The following is a 22419-nucleotide window of genomic DNA, read 5'->3' on the forward strand; positions in this document are numbered from 1 at the left end:
TGTCGTGGCTAAAGAAAAATTTGATCGTTCCCTTCCCCACGTTAACGTCGGCACCATCGGCCACGTTGACCACGGTAAGACCACTCTGACCGCAGCTCTGACTCGCGTCTGCTCCGAAGTTTTCGGTTCGGCCGTCGTTGAGTTCGACAAGATCGACTCGGCTCCGGAAGAAAAAGCGCGCGGTATCACCATCAACACCGCTCACGTCGAGTACAACTCGAACATTCGTCACTACGCTCACGTTGACTGCCCAGGTCACGCTGACTACGTGAAGAACATGATCACTGGTGCTGCCCAGATGGACGGCGCGATCCTGGTTTGCTCGGCCGCCGATGGTCCGATGCCACAAACCCGTGAGCACATCCTGCTGTCCCGTCAGGTTGGCGTTCCGTACATCGTGGTCTTCCTGAACAAGGCTGACCTGGTAGACGACGCCGAGCTGCTGGAACTGGTCGAGATGGAAGTTCGCGACCTGCTGTCCACCTACGACTTCCCAGGCGACGACACTCCGATCATCATCGGTTCGGCTCGTATGGCCCTGGAAGGCAAAGACGACAACGAAATGGGTACCAGCGCTGTCAAGAAGCTGGTTGAAACTCTGGATGCCTACATCCCTGAGCCAGTTCGTGCCATCGACCAGCCGTTCCTGATGCCGATCGAAGACGTATTCTCGATCTCGGGTCGTGGTACCGTTGTTACCGGCCGTATCGAGCGTGGTATCGTCCGCGTTCAGGATCCGCTGGAAATCGTTGGTCTGCGTGACACCACCACCACCACCTGCACCGGCGTTGAGATGTTCCGCAAGCTGCTGGACGAAGGTCGTGCTGGCGAGAACTGCGGCGTCCTGCTGCGTGGTACCAAGCGTGACGACGTTGAGCGTGGCCAGGTTCTGGTCAAGCCAGGTTCGGTCAAGCCGCACACCAAGTTCACCGCAGAAGTCTACGTCCTGTCGAAGGAAGAAGGCGGCCGTCACACTCCGTTCTTCAAAGGCTACCGTCCTCAGTTCTACTTCCGTACCACTGACGTGACCGGTAACTGCGAACTGCCGGAAGGCGTTGAGATGGTAATGCCAGGTGACAACATCCAGATGACTGTCACCCTGATCAAGACCATCGCAATGGAAGACGGTCTGCGCTTCGCCATCCGTGAAGGCGGTCGTACCGTCGGCGCCGGCGTCGTGGCCAAAATCATCGAGTAATCACTCGATCGGTTGAAAAAACCCCCGCTCAGCGGGGGTTTTTTTTATTGGGTTGACACTAAATTGGGGCGTCTATAGAATCACGCCTCCTTTTAACGGGCGTAGTGCGCCCGATGGGAACAGCCTGGAGTCTGAAATCCAATGCAAAATCAGCAAATCCGTATCAGGTTGAAGGCTTTCGACCATCGCCTGATCGACCAATCCACCCAGGAAATCGTGGAAACCGCGAAACGTACTGGTGCACAAGTGCGTGGTCCAATTCCACTGCCAACCCGCAAAGAGCGTTTCACCGTTCTGATCTCCCCGCACGTCAACAAAGACGCGCGTGATCAGTACGAGATTCGCACTCATAAGCGCGTTCTGGACATCGTCCAGCCAACGGATAAAACCGTTGATGCGCTGATGAAGCTTGATCTCGCGGCAGGCGTGGAAGTGCAGATCAGCCTCGGCTAAGACTTCGGTCTGGTCGTGTAACGCTCTGAAATGGGCGGCCATAGCGGGTGAAAGCCCCGTACACTCATGAGGTTTACAACATGACTATTGGTGTAGTCGGTCGAAAAGCGGGCATGACCCGTATTTTCACCGAAGAAGGTGTCTCCATTCCGGTCACGGTCATCGAGATCGAGCCGAATCGCGTCACCCAGTTCAAAACTGAAGAAACCGATGGCTACCGTGCAGTGCAAGTCACTGTCGGCGAGCGTCGTGCTTCGCGTGTGACTGCCGCTCAGGCAGGCCACTTCGCCAAGGCTAACGTTGCCGCTGGTCGCGGTGTCTGGGAGTTCCGTCTTGAAGAAGGCGATTTCCAGGCTGGCGATCTGATCAAAGCTGAACTCTTCACTGCAGGCCAGCTGGTAGACGTAACCGGTCAGTCCAAAGGTAAAGGCTTCGCCGGTACCATCAAGCGTTGGAACTTCCGTGGTCAGGACAACACCCACGGTAACTCCGTATCGCACCGTGTCCCTGGCTCCATCGGCCAGTGCCAGACTCCTGGTCGTGTATTCAAGGGCAAGAAAATGTCCGGTCACATGGGCGCCGAGCGCGTGACTGTTCAGTCCCTGGAAGTAGTACGCGTAGACGCTGAACGCAACCTGCTGCTGATCAAGGGTGCCGTCCCAGGCGCTACTGGCGGCGACGTGGTCGTGCGTCCGGCTGTCAAGGCTCGCGGTTAAGGGGAAACTGACATGCAACTTAATGTAAATGACGCTCAGGCGATCGAAGTTTCCGAACTGACCTTCGGTGGCGAATTCAACGAGACGCTGGTACACCAAGCAGTCGTGGCCTACATGGCCGGCGGCCGTCAGGGCACCAAGCAGCAGAAGACCCGTTCTGACGTGGCCGGTGGCGGTAAGCGCCCATGGCGTCAGAAAGGTACTGGCCGTGCTCGTGCCGGTACTACCCGTGGTCCGATCTGGCGTGGCGGTGGTGTAACCTTCGCAGCTCGTCCTCAAGATCACTCGCAGAAGCTCAACAAGAAGATGTACCGCGCAGCCCTGCGCTCCATCCTCGCTGAGCTGGTGCGTAGCGACCGTCTGGTCGTGGTTCAGGACTTCGCTGTTGAAGCGCCGAAAACCAAAGATCTGCTGAACAAGCTGAACGGCATGGGTCTGAACGACGTTCTGATCGTTTCCGACGCTGTTGATCAGAACCTGTACCTGGCTGCTCGTAACCTGCCGCACGTCGACGTACGTGACGTTCAAGGTTCCGACCCGGTCAGTCTGATCGCATACGAGAAAGTGTTGATCACTGTCTCGGCCGTGAAGAAATTCGAGGAGCTGCTGGGATGAACCAGGAACGCGTATTCAAAGTCCTCCTTGGCCCGCACGTTTCCGAGAAGGCTACCGTTCTGGCTGAGAAAAAAGGCCAGTTCGTATTCAAGGTTGCTACCGATGCAACCAAGCTGGAAATCAAGAAAGCTGTCGAAGGCCTGTTCAACGTAAAAGTTGAAAACGTGTCGACTGTCAACGTTCTGGGTAAAACCAAGCGTACCGCACGTGGTCTGGGCAAGCGTAATGACTGGAAGAAGGCGATCGTCTCCCTTCAGCCAGGCCAAGATCTCGATTTCAGCAGCAGTGCTGAGTAAGGAAGGGGTGCATCATGGCAATCGTTAAATGCAAACCGACTTCCCCTGGCCGCCGTTTCGTGGTCAAGGTGGTCAACAAGGAGCTGCACAAAGGCGCTCCTCACGCACCGCTGCTCGAGAAGAAATCGAAGTCTGGTGGTCGTAACAACAATGGCCGCATCACCACTCGTCACGTTGGTGGTGGTCATAAGCAGCATTACCGTCTGGTTGACTTCCGTCGCAACGACAAAGATGGCATTCCAGCCACTGTCGAGCGTATCGAATACGACCCGAACCGTACTGCTCACATCGCCCTGCTGTGCTACGCAGACGGCGAGCGTCGCTACATCATCGCCCCTAAAGGCGTGAGCGCTGGCGACCAGCTGATCGCAGGTGCCCTGGCCCCAATCAAGGCCGGTAACTCCCTGCAGCTGCGCAACATCCCAGTAGGTAGCACCATTCACGGCATCGAACTGAAGCCGGGTAAAGGTGCTCAGATCGCTCGTTCCGCTGGTGCTTCGGCTCAGCTGATCGCTCGCGAAGGTGTCTACGTGACCCTGCGTCTGCGCTCTGGTGAAATGCGTAAAGTCCTGGCTGAGTGCCGTGCGACCCTGGGCGAAGTCTCGAACTCCGAGCACAGCCTGCGTTCGCTGGGTAAAGCTGGTGCCAAACGCTGGCGCGGCGTTCGCCCAACCGTTCGTGGTGTTGCCATGAACCCGGTTGACCACCCGCATGGTGGTGGTGAAGGTCGTACCTCCGGTGGTCGTCATCCGGTATCGCCATGGGGCTTCCCAACCAAGGGTGCTAAAACCCGTGGTAATAAGCGTACCGACAACATGATCGTCCGTCGTCGCAAGTAACTAGAGGGATACGACAGTGCCACGTTCTCTGAAAAAAGGTCCTTTTATCGATCTTCACCTGTTGAAGAAGGTCGAAGTGGCGGTGGAGAAGAACGATCGCAAGCCAGTTAAAACCTGGTCGCGCCGTTCGATGATCCTGCCACAAATGGTCGGTCTGACCATCGCGGTACACAACGGTCGCCAACACGTCCCAGTTCTCGTGAACGAAGACATGGTCGGCCACAAACTGGGCGAGTTCGCCGGTACCCGCACCTACCGCGGGCACGTGGCTGACAAGAAAGCCAAGCGTTAAGGGGTAAGGAAATGGAAGTAGCCGCTAAGTTGTCGGGCGCTCGCATCTCCGCCCAGAAAGCCCGCTTGGTCGCCGACCAGATCCGCGGGAAGAAGGTGGGCGAAGCGCTCAACCTGTTGGCCTTCAGCAGCAAAAAAGCCGCTGAAATCATGAAGAAAGTCCTCGAGTCGGCCGTTGCCAACGCCGAACACAACGAAGGCGCAGACGTTGATGACCTGAAGGTCTCCACCGTCTTCGTCAACGAAGGGCGTTCGCTGAAGCGCATCATGCCACGTGCCAAAGGCCGTGCTGATCGCATCGTCAAGCGGTCTTGCCATATCACTGTCAAGGTTGCGGACAAGTAACGGAGTCGATCAGATGGGTCAGAAAGTACATCCCACTGGCATTCGCCTGGGAATCGTCAAGGAGCACACCTCCGTCTGGTACGCAGACGGCGCGACTTACGCAGATTACCTGCTGAAGGATCTGCAAACTCGCGAGTACCTCCAGGACAAACTAAAAAGCGCGTCCGTAAGCCGTATCGATATTCATCGTCCGGCTCAAACTGCACGCATCACCATCCACACCGCTCGTCCCGGTATCGTTATCGGCAAGAAAGGTGAAGATGTTGAGAAGCTGCGTCAGGACCTGACCAAGCAGATGGGTGTGCCTGTGCACATCAACATCGAAGAGATCCGCAAGCCGGAACTCGACGCTATGCTGGTTGCTCAGAGCGTTGCCCAGCAGCTGGAGCGCCGCGTTATGTTCCGTCGCGCCATGAAGCGCGCCGTACAGAACGCCATGCGTATTGGTGCCAAGGGCATCAAGATCCAGGTGAGCGGTCGTCTCGGCGGTGCCGAGATCGCACGTACCGAGTGGTATCGCGAAGGTCGTGTGCCTCTGCACACCCTGCGTGCCGATATCGACTACAACACCTACGAAGCTCACACCACCTACGGTGTGATCGGTGTGAAGGTTTGGATCTTCAAAGGCGAAGTAATTGGTGGTCGCCAGGAAGAGCTGAAGCCTCAAGCACCAGCGCCTCGTAAAAAAGCTGCTAAGTAAGGGGTACGCCAAATGTTGCAACCAAAGCGTACAAAATTCCGCAAGCAGATGACCGGCCACAACCGTGGTCTGGCACTGCGCGGTAGCAAGGTCAGCTTCGGCGAGTTCGCTCTGAAAGCTGTCGCCCGCGGTCGTCTCACCGCTCGCCAGATCGAGTCGGCACGTCGTGCCCTGACCCGTCACGTAAAACGTGGCGGCAAGATCTGGATCCGTGTCTTCCCGGACAAGCCGGTTACCAAGAAGCCTCTCGAGGTTCGTATGGGTAAAGGTAAAGGTTCCGTGGAATACTGGGTTGCCCAGATTCAGCCAGGCAAAGTCCTGTACGAGATCGAGGGTGTTTCTGAAGAGCTGGCGCGCGAAGCTTTCGCTCTGGCCGCTGCAAAGCTGCCTCTCGCCACCTCCTTTGTTAAGCGGACGGTGATGTGATGAAAGCGAATGAACTTCGTGAAAAATCCGCACAGCAACTGAATGAGCAACTGCTCGGCTTGCTGCGCGACCAGTTCAATCTGCGCATGCAGAAAGCAACTGGCCAGTTGGGGCAGTCGCACCTGCTCTCGCAAGTTAAGCGTGACATCGCTCGCGTGAAAACTGTGCTCAACCAGCAGGCAGGTAAGTGATCATGGCTGAAGCTGAAAAAACCGTCCGTACGCTGACTGGCCGTGTCGTCAGCGACAAAATGGACAAGACCATCACCGTTCTGATCGAGCGTCGCGTAAAGCACCCGATCTACGGTAAATACGTTAAGCGTTCGACTAAGCTGCACGCGCACGACGAAGCCAACCAGTGCAAGATCGGCGACAAGGTTTCCATCCGTGAAACCCGTCCGCTGGCCAAGACCAAGTCCTGGGCACTGGTTGAAGTCCTCGAACGCGCTGTTGAAGTCTAAGGGCTAAGGGTCGGAGAAATTTTATGATTCAGACTCAATCCATGCTCGATGTGGCCGATAACAGCGGCGCTCGTCGCGTCATGTGCATCAAGGTGCTCGGCGGTTCCCACCGTCGTTACGCCGGTATCGGTGACATCATCAAAGTTACCGTCAAGGAAGCAATTCCTCGCGGTAAGGTCAAGAAAGGCCAGGTGATGACCGCTGTTGTCGTCCGTACCCGTCACGGTGTACGTCGCGCTGACGGTTCCATCATTCGTTTCGACGGCAACGCTGCTGTTCTGCTGAACACCAAGCAAGAGCCGATCGGTACTCGCATCTTCGGGCCAGTGACCCGTGAACTTCGTACCGAGAAGTTCATGAAGATCGTCTCGCTCGCCCCTGAAGTGCTCTAAGGAGATCCGACATGCAAAAGATTCGTCGTGACGACGAGATCATCGTGATCGCCGGCAAAGACAAAGGTAAGCGCGGTAAGGTGCTGAAGGTTCTCGCTGACGACCGTCTGGTCGTCGGTGGTGTCAACCTGGTCAAGCGCCACACCAAGCCTAACCCGATGGCGGGCGTCCAGGGCGGTATCGTCGAGAAAGAAGCGCCTCTGCACGCTTCCAACGTCGCCATCTTCAACGGCGAAACCAACAAGGCTGACCGCGTTGGTTTCAAAGTAGAAGACGGTAAAAAAATTCGTGTCTTCAAGTCGACCCAAAAAGCGGTTGATGCTTGAACACTGCTAGGTAGAAGACCATGGCACGACTGAAAGAGATTTACCGGAACGAAATCGCTCCTAAGCTTAAGGAAGAACTTAAGCTGTCGAACGTGATGGAAGTTCCGCGCGTTACCAAAATCACCCTGAACATGGGTCTGGGCGAAGCGATCGGCGACAAGAAAGTCATCGAGCACGCTGTTGCCGACCTGGAAAAGATCACCGGTCAAAAGCCGGTCGTGACTTTCGCTCGTAAATCCATCGCGGGCTTCAAAGTCCGTGAAGGCTGGCCGATCGGTGTCAAGGTGACCCTGCGTCGCGAAAAGATGTACGAGTTCCTGGACCGCCTGCTGGCGATCTCCCTGCCACGGGTTCGCGACTTCCGCGGCCTGAATGCCAAGTCCTTCGACGGTCGTGGCAACTACAGCATGGGCGTGAAAGAGCAGATCATCTTCCCGGAAATCGATTACGACAAGATCGATGCTCTGCGCGGTTTGGACATCACCCTGACCACCACTGCTCGTTCGGACGACGAAGGCCGCGCTCTGCTGCGTGCTTTCAAGTTCCCGTTCCGCAACTGATTGGAGTAGGAAAATGGCCAAGAAGAGCATGAAGAACCGCGAGCTGAAGCGTCAGCTCACGGTAGCCAAGTTCGCTAAGAAGCGCGCTGAGCTGAAAGCGACCATCGTCAACCTGAACGCCTCTCCTGAAGAGCGTTTCGCTGCCGTTGTCGCCCTGCAGAAGCAACCACGTGACGCCAGCGCCTCGCGCCTGCGTAACCGTTGCCGCCTGACCGGTCGTCCGCACGGTGTATACCGTAAGTTCGGCCTGGGCCGTAACAAGCTGCGCGAAGCCGCCATGCGCGGTGACGTGCCAGGTCTGGTCAAGGCCAGCTGGTAATCCCGGTTGGCGTGACGCCGGCGCAAGGGGAGCGATCTTCCGACCGCCGGTGACCTCGCAACGAAACAAGCCCCTATATGGGGCTTGTTTCGTTTCTGCCTTGTGTCTAGAATGACCGGCTCACCTGAGCCTGGGTTTTTTGCCCTGCCTGCTCGGGTGGTTGTGATAGCCGCAAGGCTAATAATTCTTGTATCAGGAGCATCTAGCCCATGAGTATGCAGGACCCGTTAGCGGACATGCTAACTCGCATCCGTAATGCCCAGATGGCTGAAAAGTCTGTCGTAAGCATGCCTTCTTCCACCCTGAAGGTCGCGGTTGCCAAAGTACTGAAAGACGAAGGCTACATCGCCAGCTACGAAGTGACCGGCGAAGCCAAGCCTTCCCTGTCGATCGAGCTGAAGTACTTCGAAGGCCGTCCGGTCATCGAAGAGCTGAAGCGTACCAGCCGTCCTGGTCTGCGCCAGTACAAGGCCGTTACCGAGCTGCCGAAAGTACGTGGCGGCCTGGGCGTGTCTATCGTCTCCACCAACAAAGGTGTGATGACTGACCGCGCTGCGCGCGCTGCCGGTGTCGGCGGCGAAGTTCTGTGCACAGTGTTCTAAGGGGAGATAGGCATGTCTCGCGTCGCTAAGAACCCCGTTAAGCTGCCAGCAGGCGTCGAAGTCAAATTCGCCGGCCAGCAGCTTTCGGTGAAGGGTGCCAAGGGCACTCTCGAACTGAACGTTCACTCGTCTGTTGAAGTTACCGAAGAAGCTGGTGAGCTGCGTTTCGCACCTCGCAACGGTGATCAGCAAGCTCGCGCCATGGCCGGTACCACCCGCGCCCTGGTCAACAACATGGTCCAGGGCGTAAGCCAAGGCTTCGAGCGCAAGCTCCAGCTGGTCGGTGTTGGTTACAAGGCACAGGCCAAGGGCACCGTCCTGAACCTGGCCCTGGGCTTCTCGCACCCAGTGGATTACGAACTGCCAGCCGGTATCACCGCTGAAACCCCAAGCCAGACCGACATCCTGATCAAGGGTATCGACAAGCAGCTGGTGGGTCAGGTGGCCGCTGAAGTCCGCGGTTTCCGTCCGCCAGAGCCTTACAAGGGCAAGGGTGTGCGTTACGCGGACGAAGTAGTCCGTCGTAAAGAAGCCAAGAAGAAGTAGGGCCTAGCAAATGACCGACAAAAAAGTTACTCGACTGCGTCGCGCTCGCAAAGCACGCCTGAAAATGCACGAGCTCGAAGCCGTGCGTCTGTGCGTGTTCCGCTCCTCGCAGCACATCTACGCCCAGGTCATCTCGGCCGACGGCAGCAAGGTTCTGGCAAGTGCCTCGACCTTGGACAAAGAACTGCGTGATGGCGCCACCGGCAACATCGACGCGGCCACTAAGGTTGGCAAGCTGGTAGCTGAGCGTGCGAAAGCCGCCGGTGTATCTCAAGTTGCCTTTGACCGTTCCGGCTTCAAGTACCACGGCCGCGTCAAGGCGCTGGCTGATGCTGCTCGTGAAGGCGGGCTGGAGTTCTAAGTTATGGCAAATAACGATCAAAAGCGCGACGAAGGCTACATCGAGAAGCTGGTTCAAGTTAACCGCGTAGCCAAAACCGTTAAAGGCGGCCGTATCTTCACTTTCACCGCGCTGACCGTGGTAGGTGATGGCAAGGGTCGTGTTGGCTTTGGCCGTGGCAAATCGCGCGAAGTACCTGCCGCGATCCAGAAAGCCATGGAAGCTGCTCGTCGCAACATGATTCAGGTTGACCTGAAGGGCACCACCCTGCAGTACGCCACCAAGGCCGCCCACGGCGCCTCGAAGGTCTACATGCAGCCTGCCTCGGAAGGTACCGGTATCATCGCCGGTGGCGCAATGCGTGCCGTCCTGGAAGTTGCTGGCGTTCAGAACGTCCTGGCCAAGTGCTACGGCTCGACCAACCCGGTGAACGTGGTTCACGCCACCTTCAAGGGTCTGAAAGCCATGCAATCCCCTGAGTCCATTGCTGCCAAGCGCGGCAAGACTGTTGAGGAGATCTTCTGATCATGGCAACCGTAAAAGTAACGCTGATCAAAAGCACCGCCGGCCGTCTGCCTAACCACAAACTGTGCGTTAAGGGTCTGGGTCTGCGTCGCATCGGTCACACTGTAGAAGTCCAGGATACTCCCGAGAACCGCGGGATGATCAACAAGGCTTACTACATGCTGAAGGTCGAGGGTTAATCGATGAAACTCAATGATCTGAGTCCAGCGCCGGGTTCCCGTCGCGAGAAGCACCGTCCGGGCCGTGGTATCGGTAGCGGTCTGGGCAAGACCGGTGGCCGTGGTCACAAAGGTCAGACCTCCCGCTCCGGTGGCTCCATCGCTCCAGGCTTCGAAGGCGGTCAACAGCCGCTGCACCGTCGCCTGCCGAAGTTCGGCTTCGTTTCCCTGAAAGCCATGGACCGCGCCGAAGTGCGTCTGTCCGAGCTGGCCAAGGTGGAAGGCGATCTGATCACCGTTCAGTCCCTCAAGGACGCCAACGTGATCGGCCAGCACGTACAGCGCGTGAAAATCATGCTGTCGGGCGAAGTCACTCGCGCAGTCACCCTCAAGGGTATCGCCGTCACCAAAGGTGCACGTGCGGCTATCGAAGCAGCTGGCGGCAAGTTCGAGGAATAAATGGCTAAGCAAGGTGCTCTCTCTTCGCTCGGTAAGGGCGGGATGTCGGAACTCTGGGCTCGTCTGCGCTTTCTGTTCATGGCGATCATCGTCTATCGGATTGGCGCGCACATCCCAGTGCCAGGCATTAACCCGGACCGTCTCGCGGATCTGTTCCGGCAGAATGAGGGGACCATTCTTAGCTTGTTCAACATGTTTTCCGGTGGCGCGCTGGAGCGCATGAGCATCTTTGCACTGGGGATCATGCCGTACATCTCGGCATCGATCATCATGCAGCTCATGACCGCTGTCAGCCCGCAGCTGGAGCAGTTGAAGAAGGAAGGTGAAGCTGGCCGTCGCAAGATCAGCCAGTACACCCGCTACGGCACCGTTATCCTGGCGCTGGTTCAAGCCATTGGCATGTCCATTGGCCTGGCCAACCAGGGCGTGGCGTTTTCTGCGGGCCTGGGCTTCCATGTCGTCGCCGTCTCCACCTTCGTGGCGGGCGCGATGTTCATGATGTGGCTCGGCGAGCAGATTACCGAGCGCGGTGTGGGCAACGGTATCTCGATGTTGATCTTCGCAGGTATCGTTGCCGGTCTTCCGAGAGCAATCGGGCAGTCTTTCGAGTCTGCGCGCACAGGCGATATCAACATTTTCGCCCTGGTCGCTATCGGTTTGCTGGCAGTAGCGATTATCGGCTTCGTGGTGTTCATTGAGCGTGGTCAGCGTCGTATCGCCGTTCACTACGCCAAGCGTCAGCAGGGCCGCAAGGTCTTCGCTGCGCAGACCAGCCACCTGCCGCTGAAGGTGAACATGGCGGGCGTAATTCCGGCCATTTTCGCGAGCAGCATCTTGCTGTTCCCGGCTTCGCTGGGTGCCTGGTTCGGTCAGTCCGAAGGTATGGGCTGGCTGCAGGACATCTCGCAGTCGATCGCTCCTGGTCAGCCGTTGAACATTCTGCTGTTTAGTGCAGGGATCATTTTCTTCTGCTTCTTCTACACAGCGTTGATGTTCAACCCGAAAGACGTAGCGGAAAACCTGAAGAAGTCCGGTGCCTTTATTCCGGGTATCCGTCCTGGTGAGCAGTCGGCGCGCTACATTGATGGCGTCCTGACCCGTCTGACCATGTTCGGTGCTCTTTACATGATGGCCGTGTGCCTTCTGCCCCAGTTCCTGGTGGTGGCAGCAAACGTGCCGTTCTACCTTGGCGGGACCTCGTTGCTGATTGTGGTAGTGGTTGTGATGGACTTCATGTCCCAAGTACAATCGCACCTCGTTTCGCACCAGTACGAATCCCTGATGAAGAAAGCCAACCTGAAAGGCTACGGCGGCAGCGGTCTGCTGCGCTGATTTAGCCCCTTAAGGTTCGAGGAGTCGGTAATGAAAGTTCGTGCATCGGTGAAAAAGCTGTGCCGCAACTGCAAGATCATTCGTCGCGAAGGTATCGTGCGCGTGATCTGCAGCGCGGAACCGCGTCACAAGCAGCGCCAAGGCTGAGTGTGATCCGCGCTTCAAACCCAGCAGCTAGTGTGCTGCTGGGTTGATTATTCGTTTCTACAGCGATATTATCTCGCGCCCTATTTCTTGGCTTCCGGGGCGTAGGTAGCTGTCAATTGGAGTCCCACTGAATGGCCCGTATTGCAGGCGTCAACATTCCAGATAACAAGCATACTGTTATCTCGCTGACCTACATCTATGGTGTCGGTCGCACTACCGCGCAGAAAATCTGTGCGGACGCTGGTGTAAACCCAGCCGCTAAGATCAAGGATCTGAGCGACGAGCAAATCGAAACCCTGCGTGGCGAAGTCGCGAAGTTCACCACCGAAGGTGACCTGCGCCGTGACATCAACATGAAGATCAAGCGCTTGATGGACCTGGGTTGCTACCGCGGCCTGCGTCATCGTAAAGGTCTGCCGGTTCGCGGTCAGCGCACCAAGACCAACGCACGCACCCGTAAGGGCCCGCGTAAGCCGATCCGCAAGTAATCGCCCAGGAATATAGACATGGCAAAACCTGCTGCTCGTCCTCGTAAAAAAGTCAAAAAGACAGTGGTTGATGGCATCGCCCACATCCATGCGTCTTTCAACAACACCATCGTGACCATCACCGACCGTCAGGGCAACGCACTGTCCTGGGCTACTTCCGGTGGTTCGGGTTTCCGTGGTTCGCGCAAATCCACCCCGTTCGCAGCCCAGATCGCTGCTGAGCGTGCTGGTCAAGCTGCGCTGGAATATGGTCTGAAGAACCTCGACGTCAACGTCAAGGGTCCAGGTCCAGGTCGTGAATCCGCCGTTCGTGCACTGAACAGCTGCGGCTACAAGATCGCCAGCATCACCGACGTGACGCCAATCCCGCACAACGGGTGCCGTCCGCCGAAGAAGCGTCGCGTGTAATCAGGAGACAGATAAATGGCACGTTACATTGGTCCAAAATGCAAACTGTCTCGCCGTGAAGGCACTGACCTGTTCCTGAAGAGCGGCGTTCGCGCTCTGGAATCGAAGTGCAACATCGAAGCAGCCCCAGGTATCCACGGCCAGCGCCGTGGCCGTCAGTCCGACTACGGTACCCAGCTGCGCGAGAAACAAAAAGTCCGTCGTATCTACGGTGTTCTGGAGCGTCAGTTCCGCGGTTACTACCAAGCTGCTGCCTCGAAAAAAGGCGCAACCGGTGAGAACCTGCTGCAACTGCTCGAGTGCCGTCTGGATAACGTCGTCTACCGTATGGGCTTCGGCTCGACTCGTTCCGAGTCCCGTCAGCTGGTTTCGCACAAAGCGATCAGCGTCAACGGTAAGACTGTGAACATTCCATCCTACCAAGTTCGTCCGGGTGACGTGGTCTCGGTTCGCGAGAAGTCGCTGAACCAGCTGCGCATTGTTCAAGCCCTTGAACTGTGCGCCCAGCGTGGCCGCGTTGAGTGGGTTGACGTGGATGCTGCTAAAAAGTCGGGCGTTTTCAAGAACGTTCCTGCTCGCAGCGACCTGTCCGCCGACATCAACGAAAACCTGATTGTCGAGCTCTACTCCAAGTAAGGGCTAGAAAATAGGTGCATCCATGCAGATTTCGGTAAATGAGTTTCTGACACCCCGTCACATCGACGTGCAGGTTGTCAGTCCAACCCGCGCCAAGATCACGCTCGAGCCTCTCGAGCGTGGCTTCGGCCATACCCTGGGCAACGCGCTGCGCCGCATCCTGTTGTCCTCCATGCCTGGCTGTGCAGTAGTCGAGGCCGAGATCGACGGCGTACTCCATGAGTACTCCGCGATCGAAGGTGTTCAGGAAGACGTCATTGAAATCCTGTTGAACCTGAAAGGCCTGGCTATCAAACTGCACGGTCGTGACGAAGTTACGCTGACCTTGTCGAAAAAGGGTTCGGGGGTGGTTACCGCTGCCGATATTCAGCTGGATCACGATGTCGAGATCGTCAACCCCGATCACGTAATCGCGAACCTGGCGTCCAACGGCGCCCTGAACATGAAGCTCACCGTAGCTCGTGGTCGCGGTTACGAGCCGGCCGACTCCCGTCAGACTGACGAAGACGAAAGCCGCAGCATTGGCCGTCTCCAGCTGGACGCTTCGTTCAGCCCGGTGCGTCGTATCGCCTACGTGGTCGAAAACGCCCGTGTTGAACAGCGTACCAACCTGGACAAGCTGGTCATCGATCTGGAAACCAACGGTACCCTGGATCCTGAAGAGGCTATCCGTCGTGCCGCGACCATCCTGCAACAGCAGCTGGCCGCGTTCGTCGACCTCAAAGGTGACAGCGAGCCGGTTGTGGTCGAGCAGGAAGACGAGATCGATCCGATCCTGCTGCGCCCGGTTGACGACCTGGAACTGACCGTACGTTCGGCCAACTGCCTCAAGGCGGAGAACATCTACTACATCGGCGACCTGATTCAGCGTACCGAAGTAGAGCTGTTGAAGACTCCTAACCTGGGCAAGAAGTCCCTGACTGAAATCAAGGACGTCCTGGCCTCCCGTGGTCTTTCCCTCGGCATGCGCCTCGACAACTGGCCGCCTGCAAGTCTTAAGAAAGACGACAAGGCGACTGCCTGATCGTCGTAATCACCGAACGTAGTGTTTGGTAAGGAATGAATCATGCGTCATCGTAAAAGTGGACGTCACCTGAGCCGTACCAGCTCTCACCGCAAGGCTATGTTCCAGAACATGGCAGTGTCGCTGATCGAGCACGAGCTGATCAAAACCACCCTGCCGAAAGCCAAGGAACTGCGCCGCGTTGCCGAGCCGCTGATCACCCTGGCCAAGGAAGACAGCGTCGCCAACCGTCGTCTGGCCTTCGACCGTACCCGTTCGAAGTCCGCCGTTGGCAAACTGTTCAACGACCTGGGCAAGCGTTACGCCACCCGTCAGGGCGGCTACCTGCGCATCCTGAAGTGCGGTTTCCGCGCTGGCGACAACGCGCCTATGGCGTACGTCGAGCTGGTTGATCGTCCGGTCGGTGGTGCTGTAGAAGCTGCCGAGTAAGACGTTCTGTCTGCTGCAAAGAACCGGGCCTAGGCCCGGTTTTTTGTTGCTTCATGAATTGTTATTTTCTATTGATGTAAGTCAGGTAATGAATTTGTTCTTGTAACTTGGGTCGACAATACTCTCTCCAAGCCGATTAGCCGGCAGTTCAAGACCGATCAGGAGAGCCCATGAGCAAGATTCTCACCACCGCAAGCGGCGCGCCCGTAGCCGACAACCAGAATTCCCGTTCCGCAGGCCCTCGCGGCCCGCTGCTGCTCGACGATTTCCACCTGGTCGAGAAACTCGCCCACTTCAACCGCGAGAACATCCCCGAGCGTCGCGTGCACGCCAAGGGCTCCGGCGCCTATGGCACCTTCACAGTCACCCGCGATATCACAGAACTCACCAGTGCCAAATTGTTCGACAGCATCGGCAAGCAGACCGAGACGTTCCTGCGCTTCTCCACCGTGGGTGGTGAACGCGGCTCGGCGGACACCGAGCGCGACCCGCGTGGTTTCGCGGTGAAGTTCTACACCGAGGAAGGCAACTGGGACATCGTCGGCAACAACACGCCGGTGTTCTTCATCCGTGATCCGTTGAAGTTCCCCGACTTCATCCATACCCAGAAGCGCCACCCGCAGACCAACCTGAAGAGCGCGCAGATGATGTGGGACTTCTGGTCGCACTCGCCCGAGGCGCTGCACCAGGTCACCATCCTGTTCTCCGACCGCGGTATCCCGGACGGCTACCGCCACATGCACGGTTTCGGCAGCCACACCTACAGCCTGATCAACGCCAAGGGTGAGCGCACCTGGGTCAAGTGGCACTTCAAGACCCAGCAGGGCATCAAGAACCTGGCGCCGGCTGAGGCCGCCCGCCTGGCCGGCAGCGACCCGGACTACGCCCAGCGCGACCTGTTCCAGGCCATCGAGCGCGGTGACTTCCCACGGTGGACCGTGTGCATCCAGGTGATGAGCGAAGCCGAGGCCGCCAGCCGTGACGAGAACCCCTTCGACGTGACCAAGACCTGGTCGCAGAAGGACTACCCGTTGATCGAGGTCGGCGTGCTGGAACTCAACCGCAACCCGCTCAACTACTTCGCCGAAGTCGAGCAGGCGGCGTTCGGCCCCAGCAACATGGTGCCCGGGGTCGGCCTGTCGCCGGACCGCATGCTGCAGGGCCGGGTGTTCGCTTATGCCGATGCGCACCGCTACCGCGTGGGTACCAACCACCAGCACTTGCCGGTCAATGCGCCACGCTGCCCGGTGCACAGCTACCAGCGCGATGGTTCCATGGCCTCCGGCGCCTACGGCAGTGCTCCCAACTACGAGCCAAACAGCTACGCGGACGCACCGAAGCAGTCGCCGCGCCATGCAGAGCCTGCATTGGCCCTGAACGGTTCGGCGGACCGCTACGACCACCGCGAAGACAACGACTACTACAGCCATGCCGGCGCGCTGTTCCGCCTGATGAGTGATGAACAGAAGGCGCTGTTGATCGGCAACATCGCCGGCACCATGGCGGGCGTCAGCGAGGATGTCGTCCAGCGTCAACTGCAGTACTTCTTCAAGGCTGATCCAGCCTACGGAGAAGGCATCGCCAAGGCCTTGGGCATCAACCTGGCCTAAGTCGAAGTGATAACAAGAACCGCCCTCGTTTGGGCGGTTTTTCAATGAATATCACTACTGTTTAGCCGAATTTTTGCTTCTAATTGCGCGTTTTTCAGTGACCGCGAGCAAAACCTGGTTCACACTATGTCCCATAGACGTATTCACAGGGAGAAGCAGGGCGATGCAAGGTCACCCGGACGTAATCAACTACCTCGTCACGTTGCTGAAGGGCGAACTGGCAGCACGCGATCAGTACTTCATTCACTCGCGGATGTACGAAGACTGGGGCTTGGGCAAGCTCTACGAGCGTATCAACCACGAGATGGAAGAAGAGACGCAGCACGCCGACGCCCTGATGCGCCGTATCCTCATGCTCGAAGGCACCCCGGACATGCGCGCCGACGACCTGCACGTGGGCAGCACCGTGCCGGAGATGATCGAGGCCGATCTGAAGCTCGAGTACAAGGTCCGTGCCGCGCTGTGCAAGGGCATCGAGCTGTGCGAGCTGCACAAGGACTACATCAGCCGCGATATCCTGCGTGCGCAGCTGGCCGATACCGAAGAAGATCACACCTACTGGCTGGAGAAGCAGCAGGGGCTGATCAAGGCCATTGGCCTGGAGAATTACCTGCAGTCGCAGATGTAAAAGCTTGGGGCTGCCTTGCAGCCCTTTCGCGGCACGAGGCCGCTCCTACATTTGAACGCGTCAACCTAGAGATTACGCGATCGCCTGTAGGAGCGGCCTTGTGCCGCGAATGGGGCGCAAAGCGCCCCCATTGCTTTATGCCCGGTCGCGCTCCAGCAGCGGCTTGAGGTAGTGGCCGGTATACGATTGCTTCTTCTCGGCCAGCTCTTCCGGTGTACCACAGGCAATGATCTGCCCACCCTTGGAGCCACCCTCCGGACCCAGGTCCACCAGCCAGTCGGCAGTCTTGATCACATCCAGGTTGTGCTCGATCACCACCACGGTATTGCCGTGGTCACGCAGGCGGTGCAACACGTCCAGCAGCTGCTGGATATCGGCGAAATGCAGGCCGGTGGTCGGTTCGTCGAGGATGTACAGGGTCTTGCCGGTGTCGCGCTTGGACAGTTCGCGCGACAGCTTGACCCGCTGCGCCTCGCCGCCCGACAGGGTGGTCGCCGATTGCCCCAGCTTGATGTACGACAGGCCGACATCCATCAGCGTCTGTAGCTTGCGCGCCAGGGCCGGGACCGCGTCGAAGAACTCGCGGGCATCCTCGATGGTCATTTCCAGCACCTCGTGGATGTTCTTGCCCTTGTACTTGATCTCCAGGGTTTCGCGGTTGTAGCGCTTGCTCTTGCACACATCGCAGGGCACGTAGATGTCCGGCAGGAAGTGCATTTCCACCTTGATCAGGCCATCGCCCTGGCAGGCTTCGCAGCGTCCGCCCTTGACGTTGAACGAGAAGCGCCCGGGGCCGTAGCCGCGGGAACGCGACTCCGGCACGCCGGCGAACAGCTCGCGGATCGGCGTGAAGATGCCGGTGTAGGTCGCCGGGTTGGAACGAGGCGTGCGGCCGATCGGGCTCTGGTCGATATCCACCACCTTGTCCAGGTGCTGCAGGCCATCGACGCTCGCGTGCGGCGCGGCCTCCAGGCTGCTCGCGCCGTTGAGCGCGGTGGCGGCGAGGGGGAACAGGGTGTTGTTGATCAGCGTCGACTTGCCCGAACCGGACACACCGGTCACGCAGGTCAGCAGGCCGATCGGCACTTCCAGGTCGACGTTCTGCAGGTTGTTGCCGCGCGCGCCCTTGAGCTTGAGCGACAGCTTCTTGTTGCGGGGTGTGCGCTTGGCCGGGACGACGATCTTCTTGCGTCCGGACAGGTACTTGCCGGTCAGCGAGTCGGGGTGCGCCATGACCTCTTCGGGCGAGCCCTCGGCGACGATCTGGCCGCCATGCACGCCGGCACCCGGGCCGATATCCACCACGTAGTCGGCCAGGCGGATGGCGTCCTCGTCGTGCTCGACCACGATCACCGTGTTGCCCAGGTCGCGCAGGTGGTTGAGGGTGGCCAGCAGGCGGTCGTTGTCCCGTTGATGAAGGCCGATGGACGGTTCATCGAGGATGTACATCACTCCCACCAGGCCGGCGCCGATCTGGCTGGCCAGGCGGATCCGCTGGGCCTCGCCGCCGGACAGGGTATCGGCGCTGCGGTCCAGCGTCAGGTAGTCGAGACCGACGTTGACCAGGAACTGCAGGCGCTCGCAGATCTCCTTGAGGATTTTCGCCGCGATCTCGCCACGACGTCCGGTGAGGGTCAACTCGCCGAAGTAGTTGCTGGCTTCGCCGATCGGCAGGTTGGTCACCGCCGGCAGTGTCTTTTCGCCGACCCACACATGGCGCGCTTCGCGACGCAGGCGGGTACCGCGGCAGTCGGGGCAGGGCTGGGTGCCGAGGAACTTGGCCAGCTCTTCACGCACGGTGGCCGACTCGGTCTCGCGGTAGCGGCGCTCGAGGTTGGGCACGATGCCCTCGAAGGGGTGCGAGCGCTTGACGATGTCGCCACGGTCGTTGAGGTACTTGAAATCGACGCTCTGCTTGCCGCTGCCCTGCAGGATGACCTTCTGGTGCTCGGCCGACAGCTCGCCGAACGGTTCCTCGAGGCTGAAACCGTAGTGCGCGGCGAGTGAGCCGAGCATCTGGAAGTAATAGACGTTGCGCCGGTCCCAGCCACGTATCGCGCCTTCGGCCAGGGTCAGCTCGGCGTTGACCAGGCGCTTGGTGTCGAAGAACTGCTTCACCCCCAGGCCGTCGCACGTCGGGCAGGCGCCGGCCGGGTTGTTGAAGGAAAACAGCTTGGGCTCCAGCTCGCTGATCGCATGGCCGCACACCGGGCAGGCGAAGCGCGCCGAGAAGATCACTTCCTCGCCGTCTTCGTCGTCCATCGGCGCGACCAAGGCAATGCCGTCGGCCAGCTTGAGCGCGGTCTCGAACGACTCGGCCAGGCGCTGCTGCAGGTCGGCGCGGACCTTGAAGCGGTCGACCACGACATCGATGCTGTGCTTCTTCTGTTTATCCAGCTTGGGCAGTTCGTCGAGCTCGTAGAGCTTGCCGTTGACCCGCGCGCGAACGAAGCCCTGGGCACGCAGTTCGTCGAACACCGCCAGGTGCTCGCCCTTGCGCTCGCGGATCACCGGGGCCAGCAGCATCAGCTTGCTGCCTTCGGGCTTTTCCAGCACCAGATCGACCATCTGGCTGATCGTTTGCGCTTCCAGCGGGATATCGTGGTCCGGGCAGCGTGGCGTACCGACGCGGGCATAGAGCAGGCGCAGGTAGTCGTAGATCTCGGTGATGGTGCCGACGGTCGAGCGTGGGTTGTGCGAGGTCGACTTCTGCTCGATGGAGATCGCCGGCGACAGGCCTTCGATGGTGTCGACGTCGGGCTTTTCCATCATCGACAGGAACTGCCGGGCATAGGCCGACAGCGATTCGACGTAGCGGCGCTGGCCTTCGGCGTACAGCGTGTCGAACGCCAGCGAGGACTTGCCGGATCCGGACAGGCCGGTGATCACGATCAGTTTGTCCCGGGGCAGGGTCAGGTCGATGTTCTTCAGGTTGTGGGTACGCGCCCCACGGATCAGGATCTTGTCCACTACGGCCTCGCTCGGCGGGCATAAACAAAGGAGTATACGGCGCGCTGCCATTACGCGGCAAAGCGTCACGTATATGCCGTCAAGGCGTCGGACTGATAGAATCGCCGCCGGTTCACACGAGGTTAATCCATGCACGACACCCACAACGAGCGCATGAGTGGCAGCGAAACCCGCGCCGCCAGCGGCCTGGCCCTGGTCTTCGCCTTTCGTATGCTGGGCATGTTCATGGTACTGCCGGTGCTGGCCACCTACGGCATGGACCTGGCCGGCGCCACGCCTGCGCTGATCGGTCTGGCCATCGGTGCCTACGGCCTGACCCAGGCCGTGCTGCAGATTCCGTTCGGGGTGATTTCCGACCGCATCGGCCGCCGTCCGGTGATCTACGTGGGGTTGATCATCTTCGCCCTGGGCAGCGTGCTGGCGGCCCAGGCCGATTCCATCTGGGGCGTGATCGCCGGACGCATCCTGCAGGGGGCGGGGGCGATTTCCGCGGCGGTGATGGCGTTGTTGTCCGACCTGACCCGTGAGCAGCACCGGACCAAGGCGATGGCCATGATCGGCATGAGCATCGGCCTGTCGTTCGCCGTGGCGATGGTGGTCGGCCCGCTGTTGACCCGCGCCTTTGGCTTGTCAGGATTGTTCCTTGCCACCGCAGGACTTGCCCTGGTCGGCATCGGCCTGATCGCCTTCGTCGTGCCCAACTCGCACACTGTGTTGACCCACCGCGAGTCCGGTGTCGCCCGTCAGGCCCTCGGTCCGACCCTGCGCAATCCGGACCTTCTGCGCCTGGATATCAGCATCTTCGTGCTGCACGCGATCCTGATGGCCAGCTTCGTGGCGCTGCCCCTGGCCTTCGTCGAGCGCGGCGGGCTGCCCAAGGAACAGCACTGGTGGGTGTACCTGACCGCCTTGCTGGTTTCATTTTTTGCAATGATCCCCTTCATCATCTACGGGGAAAAGAAGCGCAAGATGAAACGCGTGTTGCTCGGCGCGGTCAGTGTCCTGCTGCTGGTGGAGGTGTTCTTCTGGCAGTGGGCTGACAACTTGCGCGGACTGGTGATCGGCACCGTGGTATTCTTTACTGCATTCAACCTGCTGGAGGCATCCTTGCCTTCGCTGGTCAGCAAGGTGTCGCCTGCCGGTGGCAAGGGGACGGCGATGGGGGTGTACTCCACCAGCCAGTTCCTCGGCGCCGCGCTGGGAGGCATCCTCGGTGGCTGGTTGTTCCAGCACGGTGGCTTGAGCATGGTGTTCCTGGGATGTGCCGTGTTGTGCGTCCTGTGGTTGCTCACTGCGTTGCGCATGAACGAGCCGCCGTACGTGACCAGCCTGCGCATGCCGCTGACGCCGGAAGCGGTCCGGGAAGCCGGGCTGACCGAGCGCCTGATGGCCGTGCCGGGTGTGACCGACGCCGTGGTGGTGGCAGAAGAAGCCGCCATCTATATCAAACTGGATACGAAAATTTTGGACCGTGCGACCCTCGAGCGTCTGGTGAACCCAGCCTCTGCGGCGTGCGAAGCCTAGGAGAACGTTATGGCCCGTGGGGTTAACAAAGTCATTCTGGTCGGTACCTGCGGTCAGGATCCCGAAGTCCGCTACCTGCCCAACGGTAACGCCGTGACCAACCTGAGCCTGGCCACCAGCGAGCAGTGGACCGACAAGCAGTCGGGCCAGAAGGTCGAGCGTACCGAGTGGCACCGTGTGTCGCTGTTCGGCAAGGTCGCCGAGATTGCCGGCGAGTACCTGCGCAAGGGTTCGCAGTGCTACATCGAAGGCAAGCTGCAGACCCGCGAGTGGGAAAAGGACGGCATCAAGCGCTACACCACCGAGATCATCGTCGACATCAACGGCACCATGCAGTTGCTTGGCGGTCGTCCGCAGGGTCAGCAGGGTGGTGGCGACCAATACAACCAAGGTGGTGGTAACAACTACAACCAGGGTGGCCAGCAGCAGTACAACCAGGCTCCGCGCCAGCAGGCCCCACGTCCGCAGCAGGCGCCACAGCGCCCGGCGCCGCAACAGCCGGCTCCGCAGCCAGCCGCTGACTTCGACAGCTTCGACGACGATATTCCGTTCTGATACTTCCTGGGGGCGCCAACGGTGCCCCAGCGAAACAGAGCTGAAACAAGAAACCCGCTTCATACCTGAAGCGGGTTTCTTTTTGTCTGAAGCCGGTGCTCT

At 59.1% G+C, this 22419-nt stretch carries 34 protein-coding genes; 33 read left to right on the top strand and 1 reads right to left on the bottom strand.

Features of this window, described 5'->3' with window-relative positions:
- The first annotated feature begins 4 nt into the window (after positions 1-4).
- The 31 genes from tuf to bfr all read left to right on the top strand — a co-directional run bounded on the left by tuf (position 5) and on the right by bfr (position 17268).
- Positions 5-1198: an elongation factor Tu gene (tuf, locus tag K2O50_RS02475; protein ID WP_182323863.1), complete on the top strand. Its 1194-nt coding sequence runs from the start codon at positions 5-7 to the stop codon at positions 1196-1198.
- Between the two features lie 141 nt (positions 1199-1339).
- Positions 1340-1651, top strand: a complete 312-nt coding sequence (gene rpsJ / locus K2O50_RS02480) for a 30S ribosomal protein S10 (protein WP_003103876.1) — start codon at positions 1340-1342, stop codon at positions 1649-1651.
- A gap of 80 nt (positions 1652-1731) precedes the next feature.
- The gene (rplC, locus tag K2O50_RS02485; protein WP_011531887.1) at positions 1732-2367 is read left to right on the top strand and encodes a 50S ribosomal protein L3; all 636 of its coding nucleotides are present in this window, start codon (positions 1732-1734) and stop codon (positions 2365-2367) included.
- Between the two features lie 12 nt (positions 2368-2379).
- The gene (rplD, locus tag K2O50_RS02490) at positions 2380-2982 is read left to right on the top strand and encodes a 50S ribosomal protein L4 (protein ID WP_008089819.1); all 603 of its coding nucleotides are present in this window, start codon (positions 2380-2382) and stop codon (positions 2980-2982) included.
- Positions 2979-3278 carry a 50S ribosomal protein L23 gene (rplW, locus tag K2O50_RS02495; protein ID WP_003255484.1) on the top strand — a complete coding sequence of 100 codons (300 nt, stop codon included), beginning with the start codon at positions 2979-2981 and terminating at the stop codon, positions 3276-3278. Before rplD ends, rplW begins: the two co-directional genes overlap by 4 nt.
- A 14-nt stretch (positions 3279-3292) precedes the next feature.
- The gene (gene rplB, locus K2O50_RS02500; RefSeq protein WP_027915105.1) at positions 3293-4117 is read left to right on the top strand and encodes a 50S ribosomal protein L2; all 825 of its coding nucleotides are present in this window, start codon (positions 3293-3295) and stop codon (positions 4115-4117) included.
- Positions 4118-4133: 16 nt separating this feature from the next.
- Positions 4134-4409, top strand: coding sequence for a 30S ribosomal protein S19 (gene rpsS, locus K2O50_RS02505; RefSeq protein WP_003255482.1), 276 nt, complete (start codon positions 4134-4136; stop codon positions 4407-4409).
- A gap of 11 nt (positions 4410-4420) precedes the next feature.
- Complete coding sequence (gene rplV / locus K2O50_RS02510; protein ID WP_003103908.1) at positions 4421-4753, top strand: 50S ribosomal protein L22; 333 nt, start codon at positions 4421-4423, stop codon at positions 4751-4753.
- Between the two features lie 13 nt (positions 4754-4766).
- The gene (gene rpsC / locus K2O50_RS02515; RefSeq protein WP_011531889.1) at positions 4767-5453 is read left to right on the top strand and encodes a 30S ribosomal protein S3; all 687 of its coding nucleotides are present in this window, start codon (positions 4767-4769) and stop codon (positions 5451-5453) included.
- Between the two features lie 12 nt (positions 5454-5465).
- Positions 5466-5879, top strand: a complete 414-nt coding sequence (gene rplP, locus K2O50_RS02520) for a 50S ribosomal protein L16 (protein WP_009397508.1) — start codon at positions 5466-5468, stop codon at positions 5877-5879.
- Positions 5879-6070 (top strand): 50S ribosomal protein L29, encoded by a 192-nt coding sequence (gene rpmC, locus K2O50_RS02525; RefSeq protein WP_002555481.1) that lies wholly within the window; start codon positions 5879-5881, stop codon positions 6068-6070. The genes rplP and rpmC overlap by 1 nt, the downstream gene beginning before the upstream one ends.
- A 2-nt stretch (positions 6071-6072) precedes the next feature.
- Positions 6073-6339: a 30S ribosomal protein S17 gene (gene rpsQ / locus K2O50_RS02530; RefSeq protein ID WP_003255478.1), complete on the top strand. Its 267-nt coding sequence runs from the start codon at positions 6073-6075 to the stop codon at positions 6337-6339.
- Between the two features lie 23 nt (positions 6340-6362).
- Positions 6363-6731 carry a 50S ribosomal protein L14 gene (gene rplN / locus K2O50_RS02535; protein WP_008089810.1) on the top strand — a complete coding sequence of 123 codons (369 nt, stop codon included), beginning with the start codon at positions 6363-6365 and terminating at the stop codon, positions 6729-6731.
- Positions 6732-6742: 11 nt separating this feature from the next.
- Entirely contained in the window at positions 6743-7057 is a 315-nt protein-coding gene (gene rplX / locus K2O50_RS02540) for a 50S ribosomal protein L24 (protein ID WP_016715319.1), read from the top strand.
- A gap of 20 nt (positions 7058-7077) precedes the next feature.
- Positions 7078-7617 (top strand): 50S ribosomal protein L5, encoded by a 540-nt coding sequence (gene rplE / locus K2O50_RS02545; protein ID WP_012316517.1) that lies wholly within the window; start codon positions 7078-7080, stop codon positions 7615-7617.
- Positions 7618-7630: 13 nt separating this feature from the next.
- Complete coding sequence (gene rpsN / locus K2O50_RS02550; protein ID WP_011531890.1) at positions 7631-7936, top strand: 30S ribosomal protein S14; 306 nt, start codon at positions 7631-7633, stop codon at positions 7934-7936.
- 209 nt (positions 7937-8145) lie between these two features.
- A complete protein-coding gene (rpsH, locus tag K2O50_RS02555) occupies positions 8146-8538 on the top strand; it encodes a 30S ribosomal protein S8 (protein ID WP_028690236.1) in 393 nt (130 codons plus the stop codon).
- A 12-nt stretch (positions 8539-8550) separates the two neighbouring features.
- Positions 8551-9084: a 50S ribosomal protein L6 gene (rplF, locus tag K2O50_RS02560; RefSeq protein WP_028690237.1), complete on the top strand. Its 534-nt coding sequence runs from the start codon at positions 8551-8553 to the stop codon at positions 9082-9084.
- A 10-nt stretch (positions 9085-9094) separates the two neighbouring features.
- On the top strand, positions 9095-9445 hold the full coding sequence (gene rplR, locus K2O50_RS02565) for a 50S ribosomal protein L18 (protein WP_011531893.1): 351 nt from the start codon (positions 9095-9097) through the stop codon (positions 9443-9445).
- Positions 9446-9448: 3 nt separating this feature from the next.
- Complete coding sequence (rpsE, locus tag K2O50_RS02570; RefSeq protein WP_011531894.1) at positions 9449-9949, top strand: 30S ribosomal protein S5; 501 nt, start codon at positions 9449-9451, stop codon at positions 9947-9949.
- A 2-nt stretch (positions 9950-9951) separates the two neighbouring features.
- Entirely contained in the window at positions 9952-10128 is a 177-nt protein-coding gene (gene rpmD, locus K2O50_RS02575; RefSeq protein ID WP_028690238.1) for a 50S ribosomal protein L30, read from the top strand.
- A 3-nt stretch (positions 10129-10131) separates the two neighbouring features.
- Positions 10132-10566: a 50S ribosomal protein L15 gene (gene rplO / locus K2O50_RS02580; protein ID WP_011531896.1), complete on the top strand. Its 435-nt coding sequence runs from the start codon at positions 10132-10134 to the stop codon at positions 10564-10566.
- Positions 10567-11898, top strand: coding sequence for a preprotein translocase subunit SecY (gene secY, locus K2O50_RS02585; protein WP_003255459.1), 1332 nt, complete (start codon positions 10567-10569; stop codon positions 11896-11898).
- Positions 11899-11928: 30 nt separating this feature from the next.
- The gene (rpmJ, locus tag K2O50_RS02590) at positions 11929-12045 is read left to right on the top strand and encodes a 50S ribosomal protein L36 (protein ID WP_011531897.1); all 117 of its coding nucleotides are present in this window, start codon (positions 11929-11931) and stop codon (positions 12043-12045) included.
- A 131-nt stretch (positions 12046-12176) separates the two neighbouring features.
- Positions 12177-12533 (top strand): 30S ribosomal protein S13, encoded by a 357-nt coding sequence (rpsM, locus tag K2O50_RS02595; RefSeq protein WP_003255457.1) that lies wholly within the window; start codon positions 12177-12179, stop codon positions 12531-12533.
- Positions 12534-12551: 18 nt separating this feature from the next.
- Positions 12552-12941, top strand: coding sequence for a 30S ribosomal protein S11 (rpsK, locus tag K2O50_RS02600; RefSeq protein ID WP_003255454.1), 390 nt, complete (start codon positions 12552-12554; stop codon positions 12939-12941).
- 15 nt (positions 12942-12956) lie between these two features.
- Positions 12957-13577, top strand: coding sequence for a 30S ribosomal protein S4 (gene rpsD / locus K2O50_RS02605; protein WP_023629185.1), 621 nt, complete (start codon positions 12957-12959; stop codon positions 13575-13577).
- A gap of 22 nt (positions 13578-13599) precedes the next feature.
- The gene (locus K2O50_RS02610; RefSeq protein WP_003255452.1) at positions 13600-14601 is read left to right on the top strand and encodes a DNA-directed RNA polymerase subunit alpha; all 1002 of its coding nucleotides are present in this window, start codon (positions 13600-13602) and stop codon (positions 14599-14601) included.
- A 42-nt stretch (positions 14602-14643) separates the two neighbouring features.
- Entirely contained in the window at positions 14644-15030 is a 387-nt protein-coding gene (gene rplQ / locus K2O50_RS02615) for a 50S ribosomal protein L17 (protein ID WP_003255451.1), read from the top strand.
- Between the two features lie 170 nt (positions 15031-15200).
- Positions 15201-16640 (top strand): catalase, encoded by a 1440-nt coding sequence (locus tag K2O50_RS02620; protein ID WP_050703557.1) that lies wholly within the window; start codon positions 15201-15203, stop codon positions 16638-16640.
- Positions 16641-16803: 163 nt separating this feature from the next.
- A complete protein-coding gene (gene bfr, locus K2O50_RS02625; protein ID WP_050703558.1) occupies positions 16804-17268 on the top strand; it encodes a bacterioferritin in 465 nt (154 codons plus the stop codon).
- A gap of 135 nt (positions 17269-17403) precedes the next feature.
- Here the strand turns inward: bfr and uvrA are convergent, their stop codons facing one another.
- Entirely contained in the window at positions 17404-20238 is a 2835-nt protein-coding gene (uvrA, locus tag K2O50_RS02630) for an excinuclease ABC subunit UvrA (RefSeq protein WP_050703559.1), read from the bottom strand.
- Positions 20239-20367: 129 nt separating this feature from the next.
- On the opposite strand from uvrA, the gene K2O50_RS02635 reads away from it, so the two are divergent.
- Entirely contained in the window at positions 20368-21762 is a 1395-nt protein-coding gene (locus tag K2O50_RS02635; RefSeq protein ID WP_050703560.1) for an MFS transporter, read from the top strand.
- A 9-nt stretch (positions 21763-21771) separates the two neighbouring features.
- A complete protein-coding gene (locus tag K2O50_RS02640) occupies positions 21772-22317 on the top strand; it encodes a single-stranded DNA-binding protein (protein WP_028690243.1) in 546 nt (181 codons plus the stop codon).
- Positions 22318-22419 lie beyond the last annotated feature (102 nt).

Origin of the sequence: Pseudomonas sp. 2hn (genome assembly GCF_019646095.1) — a bacterium.
Classification (GTDB): domain Bacteria; phylum Pseudomonadota; class Gammaproteobacteria; order Pseudomonadales; family Pseudomonadaceae; genus Aquipseudomonas; species Aquipseudomonas peradeniyensis.

What these genes read in the sequence shown, in the direction of transcription:
- rpsJ (WP_003103876.1), top strand. Translation starts at nt 1,340, where the DNA reads ATGCAAAATCAGCAAATCCGTATCAGGTTGAAGGCTTTCGACCATCGC.
- rplC (WP_011531887.1), top strand. Translation starts at nt 1,732, where the DNA reads ATGACTATTGGTGTAGTCGGTCGAAAAGCGGGCATGACCCGTATTTTC.
- rplD (WP_008089819.1), top strand. Translation starts at nt 2,380, where the DNA reads ATGCAACTTAATGTAAATGACGCTCAGGCGATCGAAGTTTCCGAACTG.
- rplW (WP_003255484.1), top strand. Translation starts at nt 2,979, where the DNA reads ATGAACCAGGAACGCGTATTCAAAGTCCTCCTTGGCCCGCACGTTTCC.
- rplB (WP_027915105.1), top strand. Translation starts at nt 3,293, where the DNA reads ATGGCAATCGTTAAATGCAAACCGACTTCCCCTGGCCGCCGTTTCGTG.
- rplV (WP_003103908.1), top strand. Translation starts at nt 4,421, where the DNA reads ATGGAAGTAGCCGCTAAGTTGTCGGGCGCTCGCATCTCCGCCCAGAAA.
- rpsC (WP_011531889.1), top strand. Translation starts at nt 4,767, where the DNA reads ATGGGTCAGAAAGTACATCCCACTGGCATTCGCCTGGGAATCGTCAAG.
- rplP (WP_009397508.1), top strand. Translation starts at nt 5,466, where the DNA reads ATGTTGCAACCAAAGCGTACAAAATTCCGCAAGCAGATGACCGGCCAC.
- rpmC (WP_002555481.1), top strand. Translation starts at nt 5,879, where the DNA reads ATGAAAGCGAATGAACTTCGTGAAAAATCCGCACAGCAACTGAATGAG.
- rpsQ (WP_003255478.1), top strand. Translation starts at nt 6,073, where the DNA reads ATGGCTGAAGCTGAAAAAACCGTCCGTACGCTGACTGGCCGTGTCGTC.
- rplN (WP_008089810.1), top strand. Translation starts at nt 6,363, where the DNA reads ATGATTCAGACTCAATCCATGCTCGATGTGGCCGATAACAGCGGCGCT.
- rplX (WP_016715319.1), top strand. Translation starts at nt 6,743, where the DNA reads ATGCAAAAGATTCGTCGTGACGACGAGATCATCGTGATCGCCGGCAAA.
- rplE (WP_012316517.1), top strand. Translation starts at nt 7,078, where the DNA reads ATGGCACGACTGAAAGAGATTTACCGGAACGAAATCGCTCCTAAGCTT.
- rpsN (WP_011531890.1), top strand. Translation starts at nt 7,631, where the DNA reads ATGGCCAAGAAGAGCATGAAGAACCGCGAGCTGAAGCGTCAGCTCACG.
- rpsH (WP_028690236.1), top strand. Translation starts at nt 8,146, where the DNA reads ATGAGTATGCAGGACCCGTTAGCGGACATGCTAACTCGCATCCGTAAT.
- rplF (WP_028690237.1), top strand. Translation starts at nt 8,551, where the DNA reads ATGTCTCGCGTCGCTAAGAACCCCGTTAAGCTGCCAGCAGGCGTCGAA.
- rplR (WP_011531893.1), top strand. Translation starts at nt 9,095, where the DNA reads ATGACCGACAAAAAAGTTACTCGACTGCGTCGCGCTCGCAAAGCACGC.
- rpsE (WP_011531894.1), top strand. Translation starts at nt 9,449, where the DNA reads ATGGCAAATAACGATCAAAAGCGCGACGAAGGCTACATCGAGAAGCTG.
- rpmD (WP_028690238.1), top strand. Translation starts at nt 9,952, where the DNA reads ATGGCAACCGTAAAAGTAACGCTGATCAAAAGCACCGCCGGCCGTCTG.
- rplO (WP_011531896.1), top strand. Translation starts at nt 10,132, where the DNA reads ATGAAACTCAATGATCTGAGTCCAGCGCCGGGTTCCCGTCGCGAGAAG.
- secY (WP_003255459.1), top strand. Translation starts at nt 10,567, where the DNA reads ATGGCTAAGCAAGGTGCTCTCTCTTCGCTCGGTAAGGGCGGGATGTCG.
- rpmJ (WP_011531897.1), top strand. Translation starts at nt 11,929, where the DNA reads ATGAAAGTTCGTGCATCGGTGAAAAAGCTGTGCCGCAACTGCAAGATC.
- rpsM (WP_003255457.1), top strand. Translation starts at nt 12,177, where the DNA reads ATGGCCCGTATTGCAGGCGTCAACATTCCAGATAACAAGCATACTGTT.
- rpsK (WP_003255454.1), top strand. Translation starts at nt 12,552, where the DNA reads ATGGCAAAACCTGCTGCTCGTCCTCGTAAAAAAGTCAAAAAGACAGTG.
- rpsD (WP_023629185.1), top strand. Translation starts at nt 12,957, where the DNA reads ATGGCACGTTACATTGGTCCAAAATGCAAACTGTCTCGCCGTGAAGGC.
- K2O50_RS02610 (WP_003255452.1), top strand. Translation starts at nt 13,600, where the DNA reads ATGCAGATTTCGGTAAATGAGTTTCTGACACCCCGTCACATCGACGTG.
- rplQ (WP_003255451.1), top strand. Translation starts at nt 14,644, where the DNA reads ATGCGTCATCGTAAAAGTGGACGTCACCTGAGCCGTACCAGCTCTCAC.
- K2O50_RS02620 (WP_050703557.1), top strand. Translation starts at nt 15,201, where the DNA reads ATGAGCAAGATTCTCACCACCGCAAGCGGCGCGCCCGTAGCCGACAAC.
- bfr (WP_050703558.1), top strand. Translation starts at nt 16,804, where the DNA reads ATGCAAGGTCACCCGGACGTAATCAACTACCTCGTCACGTTGCTGAAG.
- K2O50_RS02635 (WP_050703560.1), top strand. Translation starts at nt 20,368, where the DNA reads ATGCACGACACCCACAACGAGCGCATGAGTGGCAGCGAAACCCGCGCC.
- K2O50_RS02640 (WP_028690243.1), top strand. Translation starts at nt 21,772, where the DNA reads ATGGCCCGTGGGGTTAACAAAGTCATTCTGGTCGGTACCTGCGGTCAG.